This window comes from Pseudomonas sp. ADAK21 (assembly GCF_012935735.1).
GTDB classification, from domain to species: domain Bacteria; phylum Pseudomonadota; class Gammaproteobacteria; order Pseudomonadales; family Pseudomonadaceae; genus Aquipseudomonas; species Aquipseudomonas proteolytica.
The window spans coordinates 5,060,295-5,077,337 of record NZ_CP052857.1 but is presented as its reverse complement, the minus strand read 5'-3'; the positions used below and the strand labels follow the sequence as shown (position 1 = coordinate 5,077,337).

Here is a 17,043-nt window from a genome sequence, read left to right as displayed (position 1 = left end):
CATTTCCAAGTCCCCATCAGGTATCTCTATCGCTGCGCGATAGAGTGCAAAAAAGTATCAGTGCAAGTGCGCTCAAGGATTTGTCACCGCGCCTTTAGAAGGCTGTAATCAACGCACACTCTTCCTGCAGCCATGGAAGACACAACAACAATAACTGTCCTTCTGCTGCCCCTGGGCGCAGAAACGGAGTGCGCGATGAACTTCCCTGCAAAAGCACTGCTTGCCTGTACCTGCATGACCCTCAGCGCCGTCAGCCTGGGCGCACAGACCCTGACCATTGCCACCGTCAACAACAGCGACATGATCCGCATGCAAAAGCTGTCGAAAACCTTCGAGGCCGAGCATCCGCAGATCAAGTTGAACTGGGTGGTACTGGAAGAAAACGTCCTGCGTCAACGCCTGACCACCGATATCGCCACCCAGGGCGGGCAGTTCGATGTGCTGACCATCGGCATGTACGAAGCCGCACTCTGGGGCGCCAAGGGCTGGCTGGAACCGATGAAGGATCTGCCGGCGTCCTACGACCTGGACGATGTGTTCCCTTCCGTGCGCGACGGCCTTTCCGTCAAGGGCACGCTGTACGCCCTGCCCTTCTATGCAGAAAGCTCCATTACTTACTACCGCACCGACCTGTTCAAGCAGGCCGGGTTGACCATGCCTGAGCATCCGACCTGGGTGCAGATTGGCGAGTTTGCCGAAAAACTCACCGACAAGAGCAAGGAACAATACGGCCTGTGCCTGCGCGGCAAGGCCGGCTGGGGCGAGAACATGGCGCTGATCGGCACCCTGGCCAACGGTTATGGCGCACGCTGGTTCGATGAAAAGTGGCAACCGCAATTCAACGGGCCCGAATGGAAGGATGCACTGAACTTCTACGTCGACAACATGAAGAAATCCGGCCCGCCGGGTGCGTCCAGCAATGGTTTCAATGAAAACCTCGCGCTGTTCAACAGCGGCAAGTGCGCGATCTGGGTGGATGCCAGCGTCGCCGGCTCGTTTGTTACCGACAAGACCCAGAGCAAGGTCGCCGATCACGTCGGCTTCACCTTTGCCCCTCAGCAGGTCACCGACAAGGGCACCTCGTGGCTGTATTCCTGGTCCCTGGCGATCCCGACCAGCTCCAAGGCCAAGGACGCAGCCAAGGTCTTCAGTGCCTGGGCCACCTCCAAGGAGTACGGCGCGCTGGTGGCCAAGACCGATGGTATCGCCAACGTGCCGCCAGGTACCCGCGCCTCGACCTACAGCGAGGAATATATGCAGGCCGCACCTTTTGCCAAGGTGACGCTGGAGTCGTTGAAGGTTGCGGACCCGACCAAACCGACTCTCAAGCCGGTGCCGTATATCGGTATCCAGTTGGTGACCATTCCTGAGTTCCAGGCGATTGGCACCCAGGTGGGCAAGTTCTTTTCCGGCGCCCTGACCGGCCAGCAGACGGTGGACCAGGCCCTGGCTGCCGCGCAAACCACCACCGAGCGGGAAATGAAGCGCGCCGGCTATCCCAAATAACCCAGCCTCCCCCCCGTAAATGTAGGAGCTGGCTTGCCTGCGATAGCGGTGTATCAGTCACCAAATATGTCGGCTGAACCACCGTTATCGCGAGCAAGCCCGCTCCCACACTGACCGCGCTCCGACTCTCGCTCTGCAAACTGGGTTTGATCCTATGAATGTGCAAACCGCTGCTGCGGATAAACCGCGTAAAAACCGCCTGCTCAACCCCGGCTGGTTCCTCGTCAGCCCCTCGGTGGCCCTGTTGCTGCTGTGGATGATCGTGCCCCTGGGCATGACCCTGTACTTTTCGCTGATCCGCTACAACCTGCTTTACCCCGGCGAAAACCAATTCGTGGGCCTGGAGAACTTCACCTACTTCATCACCGATTCCGGCTTCCTGCCCGGCGCCACCAACACCCTGTTGCTGGTGGGCAGCGTGCTGTTGATCAGCGTGGTGCTGGGCGTGTTGATCAGTGCCTTGCTGGAGGCCAGCGAGTTTTTCGGTCGTGGGTTGGTGCGGGTGTTGTTGATCTCGCCGTTCTTCATCATGCCCACGGTGGGTGCGCTGATCTGGAAGAACCTGATTTTCCACCCGGTGTCCGGCGTGCTGGCGGCGGTGTGGAAGCTGTTTGGCGCGCAGCCGGTGGATTGGCTGGCGCACTACCCGCTGCTGTCGATCATCATCATTGTGTCCTGGCAATGGCTGCCCTTCGCCATCCTGATCCTGATGACCGCCATGCAGTCCCTGGACCAGGAACAGAAAGAAGCCGCGCGCCTGGACGGTGCCGGCCCGATTGCGATCTTCTGGCACCTGACCCTGCCGCACCTGGCCCGGCCTATCGCCGTGGTGGTAATGATCGAGACGATTTTCCTGCTCTCGGTGTTCGCCGAAATCTTCACCACCACCAACGGCGGCCCCGGCTACGCCTCGACCAACCTCGCCTACCTGATCTACAACCAGGCGCTGGTGCAGTTCGACGTGGGCATGGCTTCGGCCGGCGGCTTGATTGCCGTGGTCATTGCCAACATCGCGGCGATCATCCTGGTACGGATGCTCGGCAAAAACCTGACTGACAAGCCTTGAGGGCCGCGCCATGACGCTTCAACAATCCCGCCGCCTGCAAAGCTTGTTGCTCGGCACCCTGGCCTGGGCCATCGCGATCGTGATTTTCTTCCCGATCTTCTGGATGGTGCTCACCAGTTTCAAGACCGAAATCGACGCGTTTGCCACGCCGCCGCAGTTCATTTTCACGCCAACCCTTGAGAACTACCTGCACATCAACGAGCGCAGCAATTACGTAAGCTTCGCCTGGAACTCAGTGGTGATTTCCTTCAGCGCCACCGCCTTGTGCCTGCTGATTGCGGTGCCGGCGGCCTACTCCATGGCGTTCTACGAAACCCAGCGCACCAAGGGCACGCTGCTGTGGATGCTGTCGACCAAGATGCTGCCACCTGTGGGTGTGCTGATGCCCATCTACCTGCTGGCCAAGAGCATGGGCCTGCTGGATACGCGCATCGCGCTGATCATCATCTACACCCTGATCAACCTGCCGATTGTGGTGTGGATGGTTTACACCTACTTCAAGGACATTCCCAAGGACATCCTCGAAGCCGCGCGCCTGGATGGCGCCACCCTGTGGCAGGAAATGGTGCGGGTGCTGCTGCCCATCGCCAAGGGCGGCCTGGCTTCCACGGTGTTGCTGTCGCTGATCCTGTGCTGGAACGAAGCGTTCTGGTCGCTGAACCTGACCTCGTCGAATGCCGCGCCGCTGACCGCGTTGATCGCCTCCTACTCCAGCCCCGAAGGTTTGTTCTGGGCCAAATTGTCCGCCGTCTCGACCCTGGCCTGCGCGCCGATCCTGATCTTCGGTTGGATCAGCCAGAAGCAACTGGTGCGCGGCCTGTCCTTTGGCGCCGTGAAATAACGACCCTTATAAAAAATGGAGGCCCATCATGGCCAACCTGAAAATCAAGAATCTGCAAAAAGGCTTCGAAGGCTTCTCCATCATCAAGGGCATCGACCTGGAAGTGAACGACAAGGAATTCGTGGTCTTTGTCGGGCCTTCGGGCTGTGGCAAGTCCACCCTGCTGCGCCTGATTGCCGGCCTTGAGGAAGTCACCGAAGGCACCATCGAACTCGATGGCCGCGACATCACCGAAGTGACCCCGGCCAAGCGCGACCTGGCCATGGTGTTCCAGACCTATGCCCTGTACCCGCATATGAGCGTGCGCAAGAACATGTCGTTTGCCCTGGACCTGGCGGGCGTAGACAAGAAGATCGTCGACAGCAAAGTCAGTGAGGCTGCACGCATCCTGGAGCTGGGCCCGCTGCTGGAGCGCAAGCCCAAGCAGTTGTCTGGCGGCCAGCGTCAGCGGGTGGCCATCGGCCGGGCGATTGTGCGCAACCCGAAGATTTTCCTGTTCGACGAGCCGCTGTCCAACCTCGACGCTGCCCTGCGCGTGCAAATGCGCCTGGAACTGGCGCGCCTGCACAAAGAACTGCAAGCCACCATGATCTACGTGACCCACGATCAGGTCGAGGCCATGACCCTGGCCGACAAGGTGGTGGTGCTTAACAGTGGGCGCATCGAACAGGTCGGCTCCCCCCTGGAGCTGTATCACCAGCCGGCCAACCTGTTTGTCGCGGGTTTTCTGGGGACGCCGAAAATGGGCTTTCTCAAGGGCCAGGTTACGCGGGTCGAAGGCCAGGGCTGCGATGTGCAACTGGACGCTGGCACCCTGATCAGCCTGCCATTGAGCAGCGCCAGCTTGAGCGTGGGCAGCGCCGTGACCCTGGGCATCCGCCCCGAGCACCTGGAACTGGCCGCGCCGGGCGATACCACCCTCACCGTCACCGCCGACGTGGGCGAGCGCCTGGGCAGCGACACGTTCTGCCATGTGCTCACCGCCAGTGACGAGCCGCTGACCATGCGGATCCGTGGCGATATGGCCAGCCAGTATGGCGAGACGCTGCAATTGCACCTGGACCCGGCGCACTGCCATCTATTCGACGCCGACGGCGTTGCGGTGGCCCGTCCACTGCGCGCTGCCGCCTGATTTCGCGAGAATTTTGATGAAACTCAATCAACACAATCTCACCCAGTTGGCGCCCGAAGTGCGCCTGCCCGCCTATGCCATTGCCGACACACGCCAAGGCATCGCCCATATCGGCGTCGGCGGTTTCCACCGCGCACACCAGGCGTATTACACCGACGCCCTGATGAACACCGGTGTCGGCCTGGACTGGAGCATTTGCGGCATCGGCCTGCGCGCCGAAGACCGCAAGGCGCGGGATGAACTGGCCGGCCAGGACTATCTGTTCACCTTGTATGAGCTGGGCGACACCGACGACACCCAAGTGCGGGTGATCGGCGCCATCAGCGATATGCTCCTGGCGCAGGACGGCGCCGAGGCCCTGATCGATAAGCTGGCCAGCCCTGAAATCCGCATCGTGTCGCTGACCATCACCGAGGGCGGCTACTGCATCGACGACAGCAACGGTGAGTTCATGGCCCACTTGCCGCAGATCCAGCATGATCTGGCCCACCCTACGGCGCCGCAGACCGTATTCGGTTTTATCTGCGCGGCCCTGAGCCAGCGCCGTGCTGCGGGCATTCGGGCCTTTACCGTGATGTCCTGCGATAACCTGCCGCACAACGGCGCCGTGACCCGCAAGGCGTTGCTGGCGTTCGCCGCGTTGCGCGATGCCGAACTGCATGACTGGATCCAGGCCAACGTGAGTTTCCCCAACGCCATGGTCGACCGCATCACGCCCATGACCAGTACCGCCCACCGCCTGCAACTGCATGATGAACACGGCATCGATGATGCCTGGCCGGTGGTGTGCGAACCTTTTGTGCAATGGGTACTGGAAGACAAGTTCGTCAACGGCCGGCCAGCCTGGGAGCAGGTGGGTGTGCAGTTCACCGACGACGTCACGCCCTATGAAGAAATGAAGATCGGCCTGCTCAACGGCAGCCACTTGGCCCTGACCTACCTGGGGTTCCTCAAGGGTTACCGATTTGTCCACGAAACCATGAACGACCCGCTGTTTGTCGCGTATATGCGCGCCTATATGGACCTGGACGTGACCCCCAACCTGGCGCCGGTGCCGGGCATCGATCTGGACCAGTACAAGCAGACCTTGGTGGAGCGCTTCTCCAATCAGGCGATTGCCGATCAACTGGAGCGGGTCTGTTCCGACGGTTCGTCGAAGTTTCCCAAGTTCACGGTACCGACCATCAACCGCCTGATTGCCGAGGGTCGCGACACCGAGCGAGCAGCGCTGGTGGTGGCGGCCTGGGCCTTGTACCTGCGAGGTGTGGACGAGAACGGCGTGCGCTACCGCATCCCCGACCCGCGCGCGGACTTCTGCCGGGCACTGGTGGTGGATGACGCTTGCGTCAGTCAGCGGCTGTTGGGTGTGGAAGAGATTTTTGGCCCGGCGATTCCCAACTCACCTGAGTTTGTGGCAGCGTTTGAGCGGTGTTTTGCCAGTTTGCGTGACGAGGGCGTAAGCAAGACACTGCAACGCCTGCTCGCCAAACCCCACTGACACACCTGGATCAAACAGGTAGGAGCTGGCTTGCCTGCGATGGCGGTGCTACAGACAGCCATGATGTGACTGATAGACCGCCATCGCAGGCAAGCCAGCTCCTACATTGATCGGGTTTTCATCCTAATTTCTGCTGAGTAATCACCATGACCCGGCAATCTCTGTTCCTCGGCATCGACTGCGGTACCCAAGGCACCAAGGCCATCGTCCTCGACGCCGCCAGCGGCAACGTGCTGGGCCTGGGCGCGGCTGCCCACACACTGATCAGCGGCGCCAATGGCCGGCGCGAGCAGCACACTCAGGAGTGGCTGGACGCCTTTACCGAGGCCACCCACCGCGCCCTGCAACAAGCCGGCGTGGATGGCCAGGACATCCTCGGCATCGGGGTTTCCGGCCAGCAACACGGCCTGGTGCTGCTCGACGAGCACGGCCAGGTACTGCGCCCGGCCAAGCTGTGGTGTGACACCGAAACCAGCGCCGAAAACGCCCGTTTACTCGAGCACCTGGGCGGTGAAAGCGGCTCCCTGGAGCGGTTGGGCGTCGCGATTGCCCCGGGCTATACCGTGTCCAAGCTCCTATGGACCCTGGAACAACACCCGGATGTTTTCGCACGCATCGCCCATGTGCTGCTGCCCCACGATTACCTCAACTATTGGCTCACTGGCCGCGCCTGCGCCGAGTATGGCGACGCCTCGGGCACCGGTTATTTCAATGTGCGTACCCGCCAATGGGACCTTGCGTTGCTGCGGCACATCGATGCCAGCGGGCGCCTGGAGGCGGCTTTGCCCGCGTTGATCGAGGCCAACCAGCCCGTGGGCAACATTCTGCCGGCCATCGCCGAACGCCTGGGGATCAACCCCGGGGCCATGGTATCCAGTGGTGGCGGCGACAATATGATGGGGGCGATAGGCACCGGCAATATCGTGCCGGGGGTGTTTACCATGAGCCTTGGTTCGTCGGGCACCGTGTATGCGTTTGCCGATCAACCGACGGTGAGCGCCGAAGCTGCGGTGGCGACGTTCTGTTCTTCCAGCGGTGGCTGGCTGCCGCTGATCTGCACCATGAACCTGACCAATGCCACCGGGGTCATCCGCGAATTGTTCGAGCTGGACCTGGTAGCGTTCAACGCCCTGGTGGCCCAGGCCCCGATTGGCGCCGAGGGCGTCAGCATGCTGCCGTTCCTCAATGGCGAGCGCGTGCCCGCCCTGCCCCACGCCACCGGCAGCCTGCATGGCCTGACCATGACCAACCTGACCCGTGGCAATCTATGCCGCGCAGTGGTCGAAGGCACCACCTTCGGTTTGCGCCAAGGCCTGGACCTGTTGCGCCAGACCGGCCTGCAAAGCCACAGTATCCGCCTGACCGGCGGCGGCTCGAAAAGCCCGGTGTGGCGGCAGATGGTCGCCGATATCATGGACACCGAAGTGGTGTGTACCGAACAAAGCGAAGCGGCGGCCCTGGGCGCGGCGATCCAGGCCGCGTGGTGCCAGTCTGGCGAAAGCCTGCAGGCGCTGTGTGCACGCTGCGTCAGCGTCGACCCGGCCAGCCGCACCCAGCCTGTCGCCGCCAGCGTCAGGGCTTATCAGCAGGCCTATGAACGTTACCAACAGCATGTGGCAACCCTTTAAGAGCGAATAACTATGTATCTGGTGTGTGGCGAAGCGCTGTTTGATTTTTTCAGCCAGGAGGATGCCAGCGCGCAGGCGTCCCAAGTCAATTTCAAGGCAATTGCCGGCGGTTCGCCGTTTAACGTCGCCGTGGGCCTGCGCCGCCTGGGGATCGAAGCCGGGTTGTTCGCCGGGCTGTCCAGCGATTACCTGGGCCAGCGCCTGCGCCAGGTCCTCAAGGATGAAGGCGTGCACGCCGATTACTTGGTGGAGTTTGCCGCGCCGACCACCCTGGCGATGGTAGCCCTGGGGGCCAACGGTTCACCGCAGTACAGCTTTCGCGGCGCAGGCTGTGCCGATCGGCAGTTGCAGATCGAACATCTGCCGGTGCTCGATGGGCGCGTACGCGGTCTGCATTTCGGTTCGTTTTCCCTGGTGGTGCAGCCGGTCGCTGACAGCCTGTTGGCCCTGATTCGCCGGGAAAGCGGCAAGCGCCTGATCAGCCTTGATCCGAATGTGCGCCTGAACCCCGAGCCGGATATCGAACTGTGGCGCCGGCGCGTGGCTGAACTGGTGCACTATGCCGACCTGATCAAGGTCAGCGATGAAGACTTGCGCCTGCTCTACCCCGGCCAGGCGCCGGAAAGCGTGTTGCAGGGTTGGCTACAGCACCGCTGCCAGTTGATTTTCCTGACCCGTGGCGGCGATGGTGCGAGCGTGTTCAGCCGCCAGCACGGCAACTGGTCGGCCCCGGCGGTCAAGGTGGTGATGGCCGATACGGTGGGCGCTGGCGACACCTTCCAGGCGGCCTTGATCGCCTGGCTCACCGAACAGCAGCTGGATTCGGTGGAAGGTGTGCAGGGCCTGGGCCGCGAGCAGATTGACGGCATGCTCAAGTTCGCCATCCGTGCCGCCGCGCTGACCTGTGGCAAGACCGGGCCAGACCTGCCCTATCGCCACCAATTAAACGAATAAACCCCATGCGGTCTCACTTCGCCGTCACTCGCACGCCACGGGCCACCCAGGCGCCGACGATGCCGCCAGCCAGCGGGGCCAGCCAGAACAACCAGAGCTGCATCAGGTAATCGGTGCCGGCAAACAGCGCCGTCCCGGTACTGCGCGCCGGGTTGACCGAGGTGTTGGTGACGGGAATCGATACCAGGTGGATCAGGGTCAGCGTCAGGCCCACGGCAATTGGCGCAAACCCTGGCGCGGCGCCGGGTGTGGTGACCCGCATGACGATAAACACCAGGAAGAACGTTCCCACGCTCTCTACCACTAGTGCGGCCAACAGGCTGTACTGGCCCGGACTCAACGCGCCGTAGCCATTGGCAGCGAACTCACCGAGTTCAAAGCCTGGCCGGCCGCTGGCGATCAGCGCGAGAATCGCCGCCGCGACGGTCGCCCCGGCGACCTGGGCGATGATATAGGGCAACACATCCAGCCCCGGCATTCGTCCTCCCACCCATAGGCCGACTGTAATGGCCGGGTTGAAATGCGCGCCACTGATGCTGCCCACCGCGTAGGACATGGTCAGCACACTCAGGCCAAACGCCAGGGCTACCCCGGCAAAGCCAATGCCCAGGCCGGGAAATGCGGCCGACAGAATGGCGCTGCCACAGCCGCCGAAGGTCAGCCAGAAAGTGCCGAGAAACTCTGCTGCGATTTTTTGTTGCACGCCCTACCTCAGCCACTGGCGACAGATGTGGCCGGACAGTAGCAGCGCAAGCGGGCGGCGCCGTATCGGATTTGTCTGAGGCTTGCTGCACAGCGTACTCTTGGGCCCTTCTGAAACGGCCGAAAGGACTCGCCATGCGCATCAGCTTCCCCCCGCTTGCCACTTTTACCGCCGTACTGTGCCTGGCCCTGGCAATTGCCTGGGGTTTGCGGCCCGACTGGCTGCTGTGGCTGTGGGACGTGGAATTTTCCGAAGCCAGTGGGCTCGTCGCTCGACGCAACGCCATGCTGTTCCTGGCGATCGGCGTCATGTTTTATCGGTTGCGCCACACGCCCCCATCCCCCACGCGCAGCGCACTGGTTTCAGGGTTTATCGTCGGTTGCCTGGGGCTGGCGGTGCTGGGGATCGGCGAATGGCTCAATGGCCATGCCGGCCCAGGGATTTTGCTGGCCGTGGGCACAGAGTTGGCGCTGGGCCTGGGGTTTATCCAGGCCCGCAATCCTGCCGTACGCTGATCAGTACAGCCTGGCCCCCGCTCTGCGCGGAGCCGGGGCATGGGCATGCTTGAGGTCTTCACGCAACTCGGTGATCAAGTTGCAGATCGCTCGGCTGCTGTTGAGTTCGTGGGCCTGGATGCCGGTGAAGGTGACATCCGTACCGTCGTCATCGTAGATTTTGATAGTCAACGACGCATCCTGAGCCTTGATGCATTCACAACGCCTAGGCAGGAAGCTGCCTTCAATAAGGCCGCGTAATTCCAATTCAGAAAGCATGGCTGAACCTCTCCTTTTTTGAGACCGCCAATGAATTTTTATCGATACCGACAGTCTGACCGCCGCGTCAGGACGGTTGACTTCACGCTTGCCAACCCTGGCAGGCGCTTTAACTGCAAAGCCTACTCCTTGTGTCTGTAGGCGTAGGATCCTTTCCTCATAAGCACCAGCAACCCTTATATAAGTTGCTGCTGGTTTGCACGGCCGGACGTTGGCGTGCATCGTGGCAGCCGCTGTTTTATTGCCCCCTAAGATAAGGAAGTCCCATGACCTCTTCTGCTCTCACCCTCCTTTCGGTACTGGCCATGAGCGTGCTGGCCGCCCAGGCCAATGCCGCCAAACTTGAAGATATCGCGCCCTACCCCAAGGCCGACGCCGGGCATGTTCGCCAGGTCATCCACTTGCCGGCAAAGCCCCAGGAACAGGACTTCAAGGTCGAAATCCTCGCCGGCAAAACCTTGCTGGTGGACTGCAACCAGCAGCGCTTGGGCGGTGTGCTGGAAGAGAAAAACCTCGAAGGCTGGGGCTATCCGTTTTACCGCCTGGAGAAGGTCAGCGGCCCCATGAGCACGATGATGGCCTGCCCCGATGGCAAGACCCGCGAGGACTTTGTGCCGGTGGTCGGCGACGGTTTTGTGCTGCGTTACAACAGCAAGTTGCCCATCGTTGTATATGTTCCAAAAGATGTCGAAGTGCGTTACCGCATCTGGTCGGCATCGACCACGGTCGAGAAGGCTAGCGAGCAGTAAGGCCTTCTGTGGCGAGCGGGCTTGCCCCGCGCTGGGCTGCGAAGCAGCCCCAAATACAGCCACCTCGGTGTATCAGACGGAACGTGGTGAGGCTATTGGGGCGGCTTTGCCGCCCAGCGCGGGGCAAGCCCGCTCGCCACAAGGGGGGCGTCAGGCTTGTGCCGCCACCCGCTCTGCCACGTGGCGCAAACTATCGAAGTTGATATTGGCCCCGGAGTTGATCGCCACCAGCGTCTGCCCCTGGGCCCCGGTGCGTTGCACATAGCGGCGGATTCCGGCAACCGCCAGGGCGCCTGAAGGCTCGGTGATGGAGCGGGTATCGTCGTAGATCAACTTGATCGCGCTGCACAGTTCATCGTTGCTGACGGTGATGACTTCATCGACATGCTGGCGGCAGATTTCAAAGCCGTAGGCGCCGATCTGTGCCACGGCGGTGCCGTCGGCAAAGCTGTCCACGCTGGGCAATATCACCCGCTCGCCGGCACGCAAGGCCGCCAGCAGGCAACTGGAGCCTTCGGGCTCCACGCCAATGACCCGCACCTCGGGGCGCAGGTACTTGATGTATGCCGCGATGCCAGCGATCAACCCGCCACCGCCCACCGGTACGAAGATCGCGTCCAGTGCGCCTTGTTGCTGGCGCAGGATTTCCATGGCGACGGTGCCCTGTCCGGCGATGACGTCTGGATCATCAAAGGGCGACACAAAAGTGCCCCCCGACTGTTCGGCCAACTGCAACGCATGGGCCAGGGCGAACGGAAAACTGGCGCCGTGCAGCACCGCGTCGGCGCCCCGTGAGCGCACGCCCAGCACTTTCAATTCCGGCGTGGTACTGGGCATCACAATCGTCGCCTTGATCCCCAGTTCACGCGCCGCCAGGGCCACGCCCTGGGCATGGTTGCCGGCAGAGGCGGTGACTACCCCGCAGCTTTTTTGCCCATCGGTAAGCTGCACCAGTTTGTTGTAGGCGCCGCGGATCTTGAAGGAAAACGTCGGCTGCAGGTCTTCGCGCTTGAGCAGGATCTGATTGCCGAGCAACGCCGATAGCGCCGGGGCCGGCTGCAACGGCGTGCGCACCGCCAGGTCGTAGACCGGCGCGGCGAGGATTTTCTTCACGTAATGCTCAAGCAAGCCATCGTCGAGCGTGGACTGCGGCAGTGGGCTACTCATGGGTGTCTCCTGGCGTTTGACAGAGCCCTGGAGACGGAAAAACAAAACCCGCCTCTAGGGCGGGTTTGGGTACAGCCGAACGCTATCCCGCCATATGAGGAATGGCGGTAATAATGCTTGGCTGGGAACGATAGGTTTGCAATGTCATGCAACGAAACTAACCGGCAGCCTATTACAAGTCAACTGCGGGGTTTACTTGCGATATACGAAACATATACGCTTTGTATATCCACCCTACACAGTGAAGCTCATGGGCATCGTCAAGATTACCGATCATTTGCACGAACAAGTCCGCCTGGCCAGCGCCACCATGGACCGCTCCATCAACGCCCAGGCAGAGTTCTGGATCAAGATCGGCCTGTTGGCCGAGCTCAACCCGCACCTGGCCTACAACGACCTGATCAACAAGCTGTTGCTCGACAAACCCGACCTGATCCGGGGGCGCAGCTGATGATCAAAACCCCTGCACAGATTGCCGTGATGCGCGAAGCCGGGCGCCTGCTGGGCCAGGTATTCAGCATGCTCGACAGCCGAGTCGGCGCCGGCCAGAGCACCCTGGAACTGGATGCGGCGGTCGAGGCGTTTATCCGCAATGACCTGCAAGCACGCCCCGCCAGCCTTGGGCAGTACGACTATCCGTTCAGCATCAACACCTCGATCAACGAAGTGGTGTGCCATGGCATGCCCAGTGCCAAGGATGTGTTGAAGGACGGCGACATCGTCAATATCGACATCACCCTGGAAAAAGGCGGGTTTATCGCCGACTCCAGCAAGATGTACATGATCGGCACCGTCGCACCCAAGGCCCGGCGTCTGGTGGAACAGACCTTCGAGGCGATGTGGGCCGGTATCCGCCAAGTCAGGCCCGGCGCCCGCCTGGGGGATATCGGTCATGCGATCCAGAGCCACGCCCAAGCCAATGGCTACAGCGTGGTGCGCGAGTATTGCGGCCACGGAATCGGCCGGGAGATGCACGAAGAACCGCAAATCCTGCACTTCGGCCGACCGGGCACCGGCTTGACCCTGCGCGAAGGCATGGTGTTCACCATCGAACCGATGCTCAACCAGGGCAGCGCCAAGGTGCGCAGCCTCAAGGATGGCTGGACCGTGGTGACTCGCGACAACAGCCTTTCAGCCCAGTGGGAACACACGGTGGCCGTCACCGCTGATGGTTTTGAAGTGCTGACCCTGCAGGCAAGTACCTAGGCAGCGCACCAGCGGATGGCCGCCTAGGTAATTGCCCGCTACGGGCGGCGGCGGTGCTATGCAGGTAACGCCTCCGGCCTGGCGCTGCCGGTCGCGGCGGCCTTGGCTTCCAACTCGCGCACCAGGGGCAATACGCGCTGGCCGAAATACTCCACCTCCTCCTGGAAGTGCAGGAAGCCCGCCAGCACCAGGTCCACGCCCACGGCCTTGAGCGCGACGATACGCTCGGCAATCTGGCGGGGCGTGCCGATCAGGTTGGTCTTGAAGCCGTCGTTGTACTGCACTAGATCGGCGAAGCTGGACTTGGCCCAGTTGCCCTCGCCTTCGGGCGATGCCTTGCCTGCTTGTTTGGCGGCGTCACCAAAGGCGTTGACCGCTTCCGGGTCGGCCTTGTCGATGATCTCGGCCAATACTGCCTGGGCTTCTTGCTCGGTGTCGCGGGCGATCACAAACGCATTGACCCCGACTTTGACCGAATGGTTATTGGCCGCCGCCTTGGCGCGGATATCGTCGACCTGGGCCTTGATCCCCTCTGGTGTGTTGCCATTGGTGAAATACCAATCCGACACCCGCGCCGCCATATCCCGGGCCGCGCGGGAGCTGCCGCCCTGGAAAATCTCCGGGTGCGGTTGGCCCAGTGGCTTGGGCTTGAGGCTGTAATTGTTGAAGCGGTAGAAATCGCCCTTGAAGGTGAAATCGTCCTGGGTCCAGATGCCTTTCAAGGCGCGGATGAACTCTTCAGAGCGGCGATAGCGCTCGTCGTGCTCCAGCCAGTGCTCGCCAATGGCTTGGAACTCGCCCTTGAACCAGCCGCTGACGATATTCACCGCCACCCGGCCATGGGTCAGTTGGTCGATGGTCGCCAGTTGCTTGGCCGCCAGTGCCGGCTGCCAGGGCCCCGGCAGGATCGCCGCGATGACCTTGAGTTTGCTGGTGGCGGCGAGCAACGCGTGACTGAAGGCTACGGACTCGTGCTGGTACTCGGCACCGTAGCCTGCGGTGAAGCGGATTTGCGTCAAGGCGTACTCAAACCCCGCCTCCTCCGCCAGTTGGGCCAATTTGCGGTTGTAGTCGATGCCCCAGTCGGTGCGTTGCTCGACCTTGCTCACCACCAGGCCACCACTGACATTGGGCACCCAATAGGCGAATTTCACGGCTTGCTGAGTCATCGTTCGTTACCTCGCACACAGGGATGGTGCAGGGTCTGGAGCAGCAACCGTGCCAGCGTGGACAAAGCCCCGTGGCAGGCGCCTGCGACCGCTCCGAACCTGGACCTGCGAATGTTGCCCGGGCGGATGGTTTGTTGAATCACTGTTGCTGACACAACAGTCGCCGTAACAATCGGTTGTAGGTAAGCTAGCGGACTTTCGCGCAGCTCTTTCTGCGCCTCGCCGAAAATAAGTCGCCTCCATGCCTTTTGAACTCAGCGTTGACCTCACCACCCTGGCCATTCTCGCCGTGGTTGCCTTTATCGCCGGTTTTATCGATGCCATTGCCGGCGGCGGCGGTTTGCTCACCACCCCGGCCTTGCTCACTGCCGGCATGCCGCCCCATCTGGTGTTGGGCACCAACAAACTGAGTTCGACCTTCGGCTCGGCCACGGCCAGTTTTACCTTCTACCGGCGCAAGCTGTTCCACCCGCGCCAGTGGGTGCATGCCATCGTCGGCACGCTGGTGGGCGCGCTGGTCGGGGCCGTCGTCGCCCATTACCTGCCCGCCGAATGGCTGAACAAGATGCTGCCGGTGATTGTCTTCGCCTGTGGCATCTATCTGCTGTTTGGCGGCACACCCAAGGCGCCGCTGGACGCAGATGCGCCGATCAAGAAGAAATGGCAGTCGACCCAGGGTTTTGGCCTGGGTTTCTATGATGGCGTGGCCGGCCCGGGCACCGGCGCGTTCTGGACCGTCAGCACCCTGCTGATGTACCCCGTCGACCTGGTCAAGGCCAGCGGCGTGGCGCGCAGCATGAACTTCGTCAGTAACGCTGCGGCGCTGTCGGTGTTTATCTTCAATGGCTCGGTAGACTGGATTGTCGGCCTGAGCATGGGCCTGTCGGTGATGGTGGGCGCGTTCTTTGGCGCCCGCAGTGCCATCAGCGGTGGCGCCAAATTCATTCGCCCGGTGTTTATCACCGTGGTCCTCGGCCTGACTGTGCGCCTAGCCTGGCAGCACTGGTTCAGCGTGGCCTAAGCGGCGCGCCACATACAGGTCGATCAGGTAGCGGGCAATCGAGCGCGACGCCGGCAGCGGTGGCAACTGGTGGATGTTGAACCACTGCGCATCCTCGATCTCGTCGGCCTGGGGCACGATCTCGCCCCCGGCATACTCGGCGTGGAAGCCCAGCATCATGGAGTGGGGAAACGGCCAGCACTGGCTGCCCACGTACTGAATGTTCTGCACCTCGACCTGCACTTCCTCGCGCACTTCGCGGATCAGGCAGTCTTCGGCAGACTCCCCCGGCTCGGCAAACCCGGCCAGGGTGCTGTAGACCCCGGTGACGAAACGCGGTGAACGGGCCAGCAGAATCTCATCGCCACGGGTGATCAGCACAATCATGCTCGGTGAGATGCGCGGGTAACTGCGCAGGTCGCAGGCCTGGCAGAACATCGCGCGCTCCCGGGGCACCTGCACCATCGCCTGGCCACAACTGCCGCAAAACCGATGCTCGCGGGCCCAGGTGCCGATTTGCGCGGCATAGCCCAGGACTTTGTACAAACGGTGATCGCCCTGCAGCATAAAGGCCCGCAAACCTTGCCAGCGGCAACCTGGCACATCGCCAGGGCTGTTCAGTTCCAGCAGATACACAGGCTCACCGTCCAGGTGGCCAATACCATGCTCGGCCAACACCGACAGGTCCTGGCGCTTGAGCCACTCCCTGGGAAACAGCGGCCCGTTGTCATCGAGTAAAAAACCTTCGCGACTACGGGCCACAGCCCAGCCGCCAGGGGCGTCGTTGTCCAGCAGCGTTGTGGTAATCCAGCCTGGGGTCATGTTCAGTCAATCCACGAATTCGGGTTTCTGCTTACTCATATGGGCCGCAATGGCCACGCGCAGGTCGTTGGATTGCAACATAGCAGCGTTCCAGGTGGCAACGTATTCCAGGCCATCGTTGATGCTGTGGTCACGCATGTAGCTGATCATGGCTTTGGTGCCGGTCACGGCAATCGGTGATTTGGCGGCGATTTGCGCAGCCAGCTCCATCACTCCGGCCAGCAGGCTTTGGTGATCGGCAAAGGTGCGGTTGACCAGGCCGATGCTGCGCGCCTCTTCGGCGCCAAAGGTGCGACCGGTGTAGGCCAACTCCCGCAACATGCCGTCGCCGATGATGCGCGGCAGACGTTGCAGGGTGCCGACGTCGGCGGCCATGCCGATGTCGATTTCCTTGATCGAGAACTGCGCGTCGTCAGCGGCGTAGCGCATGTCACAGGCGCTGATCAGGTCGATTGCGCCGCCGATGCAGTAGCCCTGGATCGCCGCCAGCACCGGTTTGCGGCAGTTGTCGACGGCATTGAACGAGGCCTGCAGTTGCAGGATCTTGCGCCGCAGCAAGCGCGCATTGCGCCCCACATCCTTGCCAAACTCATTGGCCACCGAGGCCAGCATCATCAGGTCGATGCCCGAGGAAAAATGTTTGCCGGCACCACTCAACACCACCGCGCGCACGGCGTCGGTGTCGTCGATCCATTGGAAAATCTCGATGATCTCGCTCCAGAACGCCGCATTCATGGCATTGATTTTTTCTGGGCGATTGATCTGCACATGGGCGACGTTGCCGTGGAGTTCGACGACAAAGGCTTGGTATTCGGACATGGCAGTGATC

18 protein-coding genes are annotated in these 17,043 nt (G+C 61.7%); 12 read left to right on the top strand and 6 right to left on the bottom strand.

The features are described 5' to 3' along the window. The first annotated feature begins 195 nt into the window (after window positions 1-195). From HKK57_RS22955 to HKK57_RS22925, 7 genes are all read left to right on the top strand, one after another. Entirely contained in the window at window positions 196-1,506 is a 1,311-nt protein-coding gene (locus HKK57_RS22955; RefSeq protein ID WP_029291573.1) for an ABC transporter substrate-binding protein, read from the top strand. A 154-nt stretch (window positions 1,507-1,660) separates the two neighbouring features. Beyond that, window positions 1,661-2,572, top strand: coding sequence for a carbohydrate ABC transporter permease (locus tag HKK57_RS22950; protein WP_029291571.1), 912 nt, complete (start codon window positions 1,661-1,663; stop codon window positions 2,570-2,572). A gap of 10 nt (window positions 2,573-2,582) precedes the next feature. Beyond that, window positions 2,583-3,413 carry a carbohydrate ABC transporter permease gene (locus tag HKK57_RS22945; protein ID WP_029291568.1) on the top strand — a complete coding sequence of 277 codons (831 nt, stop codon included), beginning with the start codon at window positions 2,583-2,585 and terminating at the stop codon, window positions 3,411-3,413. A 28-nt stretch (window positions 3,414-3,441) separates the two neighbouring features. Continuing rightward, entirely contained in the window at window positions 3,442-4,545 is a 1,104-nt protein-coding gene (locus HKK57_RS22940) for an ABC transporter ATP-binding protein (RefSeq protein ID WP_169390828.1), read from the top strand. Window positions 4,546-4,561: 16 nt separating this feature from the next. Next, window positions 4,562-6,043, top strand: a complete 1,482-nt coding sequence (locus HKK57_RS22935; protein WP_169390827.1) for a mannitol dehydrogenase family protein — start codon at window positions 4,562-4,564, stop codon at window positions 6,041-6,043. A 146-nt stretch (window positions 6,044-6,189) separates the two neighbouring features. Beyond that, window positions 6,190-7,671 carry a xylulokinase gene (xylB, locus tag HKK57_RS22930; RefSeq protein WP_169390826.1) on the top strand — a complete coding sequence of 494 codons (1,482 nt, stop codon included), beginning with the start codon at window positions 6,190-6,192 and terminating at the stop codon, window positions 7,669-7,671. A 12-nt stretch (window positions 7,672-7,683) separates the two neighbouring features. Beyond that, window positions 7,684-8,625, top strand: coding sequence for a carbohydrate kinase family protein (locus HKK57_RS22925; protein ID WP_169390825.1), 942 nt, complete (start codon window positions 7,684-7,686; stop codon window positions 8,623-8,625). A 13-nt stretch (window positions 8,626-8,638) separates the two neighbouring features. Here HKK57_RS22925 and aqpZ read toward each other — a convergent pair whose 3' ends face one another. Then, window positions 8,639-9,328, bottom strand: a complete 690-nt coding sequence (gene aqpZ / locus HKK57_RS22920; RefSeq protein ID WP_029291556.1) for an aquaporin Z — start codon at window positions 9,326-9,328, stop codon at window positions 8,639-8,641. 134 nt (window positions 9,329-9,462) lie between these two features. Here aqpZ and HKK57_RS22915 point away from each other — a divergent pair, with 134 nt between their 5' ends. After that, on the top strand, window positions 9,463-9,843 hold the full coding sequence (locus tag HKK57_RS22915) for a hypothetical protein (protein ID WP_029291554.1): 381 nt from the start codon (window positions 9,463-9,465) through the stop codon (window positions 9,841-9,843). On the opposite strand, the gene HKK57_RS22910 is transcribed toward HKK57_RS22915, so the two are convergent. Next, the gene (locus HKK57_RS22910; protein WP_029291551.1) at window positions 9,844-10,101 is read right to left on the bottom strand and encodes a DUF1652 domain-containing protein; all 258 of its coding nucleotides are present in this window, start codon (window positions 10,099-10,101) and stop codon (window positions 9,844-9,846) included. It lies immediately after the preceding gene. A 266-nt stretch (window positions 10,102-10,367) separates the two neighbouring features. On the opposite strand from HKK57_RS22910, the gene eco reads away from it, so the two are divergent. Continuing rightward, a complete protein-coding gene (gene eco / locus HKK57_RS22905) occupies window positions 10,368-10,850 on the top strand; it encodes a serine protease inhibitor ecotin (protein WP_029291548.1) in 483 nt (160 codons plus the stop codon). Between the two features lie 150 nt (window positions 10,851-11,000). Here the strand turns inward: eco and ilvA are convergent, their stop codons facing one another. After that, window positions 11,001-12,017 carry a threonine ammonia-lyase, biosynthetic gene (ilvA, locus tag HKK57_RS22900; protein WP_154905974.1) on the bottom strand — a complete coding sequence of 339 codons (1,017 nt, stop codon included), beginning with the start codon at window positions 12,015-12,017 and terminating at the stop codon, window positions 11,001-11,003. A 250-nt stretch (window positions 12,018-12,267) separates the two neighbouring features. On the opposite strand from ilvA, the gene HKK57_RS22895 reads away from it, so the two are divergent. Next, the gene (locus HKK57_RS22895; protein ID WP_029291544.1) at window positions 12,268-12,468 is read left to right on the top strand and encodes a ParD-like family protein; all 201 of its coding nucleotides are present in this window, start codon (window positions 12,268-12,270) and stop codon (window positions 12,466-12,468) included. Further along, the gene (gene map / locus HKK57_RS22890) at window positions 12,468-13,223 is read left to right on the top strand and encodes a type I methionyl aminopeptidase (protein ID WP_070995284.1); all 756 of its coding nucleotides are present in this window, start codon (window positions 12,468-12,470) and stop codon (window positions 13,221-13,223) included. Before HKK57_RS22895 ends, map begins: the two co-directional genes overlap by 1 nt. 56 nt (window positions 13,224-13,279) lie before the next feature. On the opposite strand, the gene sfnG is transcribed toward map, so the two are convergent. Next, on the bottom strand, window positions 13,280-14,392 hold the full coding sequence (gene sfnG / locus HKK57_RS22885) for a dimethylsulfone monooxygenase SfnG (protein ID WP_169390824.1): 1,113 nt from the start codon (window positions 14,390-14,392) through the stop codon (window positions 13,280-13,282). Window positions 14,393-14,633: 241 nt separating this feature from the next. Here sfnG and HKK57_RS22880 point away from each other — a divergent pair, with 241 nt between their 5' ends. Continuing rightward, window positions 14,634-15,413 (top strand): TSUP family transporter, encoded by a 780-nt coding sequence (locus tag HKK57_RS22880; protein WP_029291538.1) that lies wholly within the window; start codon window positions 14,634-14,636, stop codon window positions 15,411-15,413. On the opposite strand, the gene nudC is transcribed toward HKK57_RS22880, so the two are convergent. Together nudC and HKK57_RS22870 are read right to left on the bottom strand one after the other, a co-directional pair. After that, window positions 15,381-16,214: an NAD(+) diphosphatase gene (gene nudC, locus HKK57_RS22875; RefSeq protein ID WP_104912427.1), complete on the bottom strand. Its 834-nt coding sequence runs from the start codon at window positions 16,212-16,214 to the stop codon at window positions 15,381-15,383. The two genes, HKK57_RS22880 and nudC, sit on opposite strands and share 33 nt — an antisense overlap. A 6-nt stretch (window positions 16,215-16,220) precedes the next feature. Further along, window positions 16,221-17,033, bottom strand: a complete 813-nt coding sequence (locus HKK57_RS22870; RefSeq protein ID WP_029291534.1) for a crotonase/enoyl-CoA hydratase family protein — start codon at window positions 17,031-17,033, stop codon at window positions 16,221-16,223. Window positions 17,034-17,043 lie beyond the last annotated feature (10 nt).

Bases quoted from the DNA above. Each gene is read 5' to 3' on its own strand.
- HKK57_RS22955 (WP_029291573.1), top strand. From the start codon at position 196: ATGAACTTCCCTGCAAAAGCACTGCTTGCCTGTACCTGCATGACCCTC.
- HKK57_RS22950 (WP_029291571.1), top strand. From the start codon at position 1,661: ATGAATGTGCAAACCGCTGCTGCGGATAAACCGCGTAAAAACCGCCTG.
- HKK57_RS22945 (WP_029291568.1), top strand. From the start codon at position 2,583: ATGACGCTTCAACAATCCCGCCGCCTGCAAAGCTTGTTGCTCGGCACC.
- HKK57_RS22940 (WP_169390828.1), top strand. From the start codon at position 3,442: ATGGCCAACCTGAAAATCAAGAATCTGCAAAAAGGCTTCGAAGGCTTC.
- HKK57_RS22935 (WP_169390827.1), top strand. From the start codon at position 4,562: ATGAAACTCAATCAACACAATCTCACCCAGTTGGCGCCCGAAGTGCGC.
- xylB (WP_169390826.1), top strand. From the start codon at position 6,190: ATGACCCGGCAATCTCTGTTCCTCGGCATCGACTGCGGTACCCAAGGC.
- HKK57_RS22925 (WP_169390825.1), top strand. From the start codon at position 7,684: ATGTATCTGGTGTGTGGCGAAGCGCTGTTTGATTTTTTCAGCCAGGAG.
- HKK57_RS22915 (WP_029291554.1), top strand. From the start codon at position 9,463: ATGCGCATCAGCTTCCCCCCGCTTGCCACTTTTACCGCCGTACTGTGC.
- HKK57_RS22910 (WP_029291551.1), bottom strand. From the start codon at position 10,101: ATGCTTTCTGAATTGGAATTACGCGGCCTTATTGAAGGCAGCTTCCTG.
- eco (WP_029291548.1), top strand. From the start codon at position 10,368: ATGACCTCTTCTGCTCTCACCCTCCTTTCGGTACTGGCCATGAGCGTG.
- ilvA (WP_154905974.1), bottom strand. From the start codon at position 12,017: ATGAGTAGCCCACTGCCGCAGTCCACGCTCGACGATGGCTTGCTTGAG.
- HKK57_RS22895 (WP_029291544.1), top strand. From the start codon at position 12,268: ATGGGCATCGTCAAGATTACCGATCATTTGCACGAACAAGTCCGCCTG.
- map (WP_070995284.1), top strand. From the start codon at position 12,468: ATGATCAAAACCCCTGCACAGATTGCCGTGATGCGCGAAGCCGGGCGC.
- sfnG (WP_169390824.1), bottom strand. From the start codon at position 14,392: ATGACTCAGCAAGCCGTGAAATTCGCCTATTGGGTGCCCAATGTCAGT.
- HKK57_RS22880 (WP_029291538.1), top strand. From the start codon at position 14,634: ATGCCTTTTGAACTCAGCGTTGACCTCACCACCCTGGCCATTCTCGCC.
- nudC (WP_104912427.1), bottom strand. From the start codon at position 16,214: ATGACCCCAGGCTGGATTACCACAACGCTGCTGGACAACGACGCCCCT.
- HKK57_RS22870 (WP_029291534.1), bottom strand. From the start codon at position 17,033: ATGTCCGAATACCAAGCCTTTGTCGTCGAACTCCACGGCAACGTCGCC.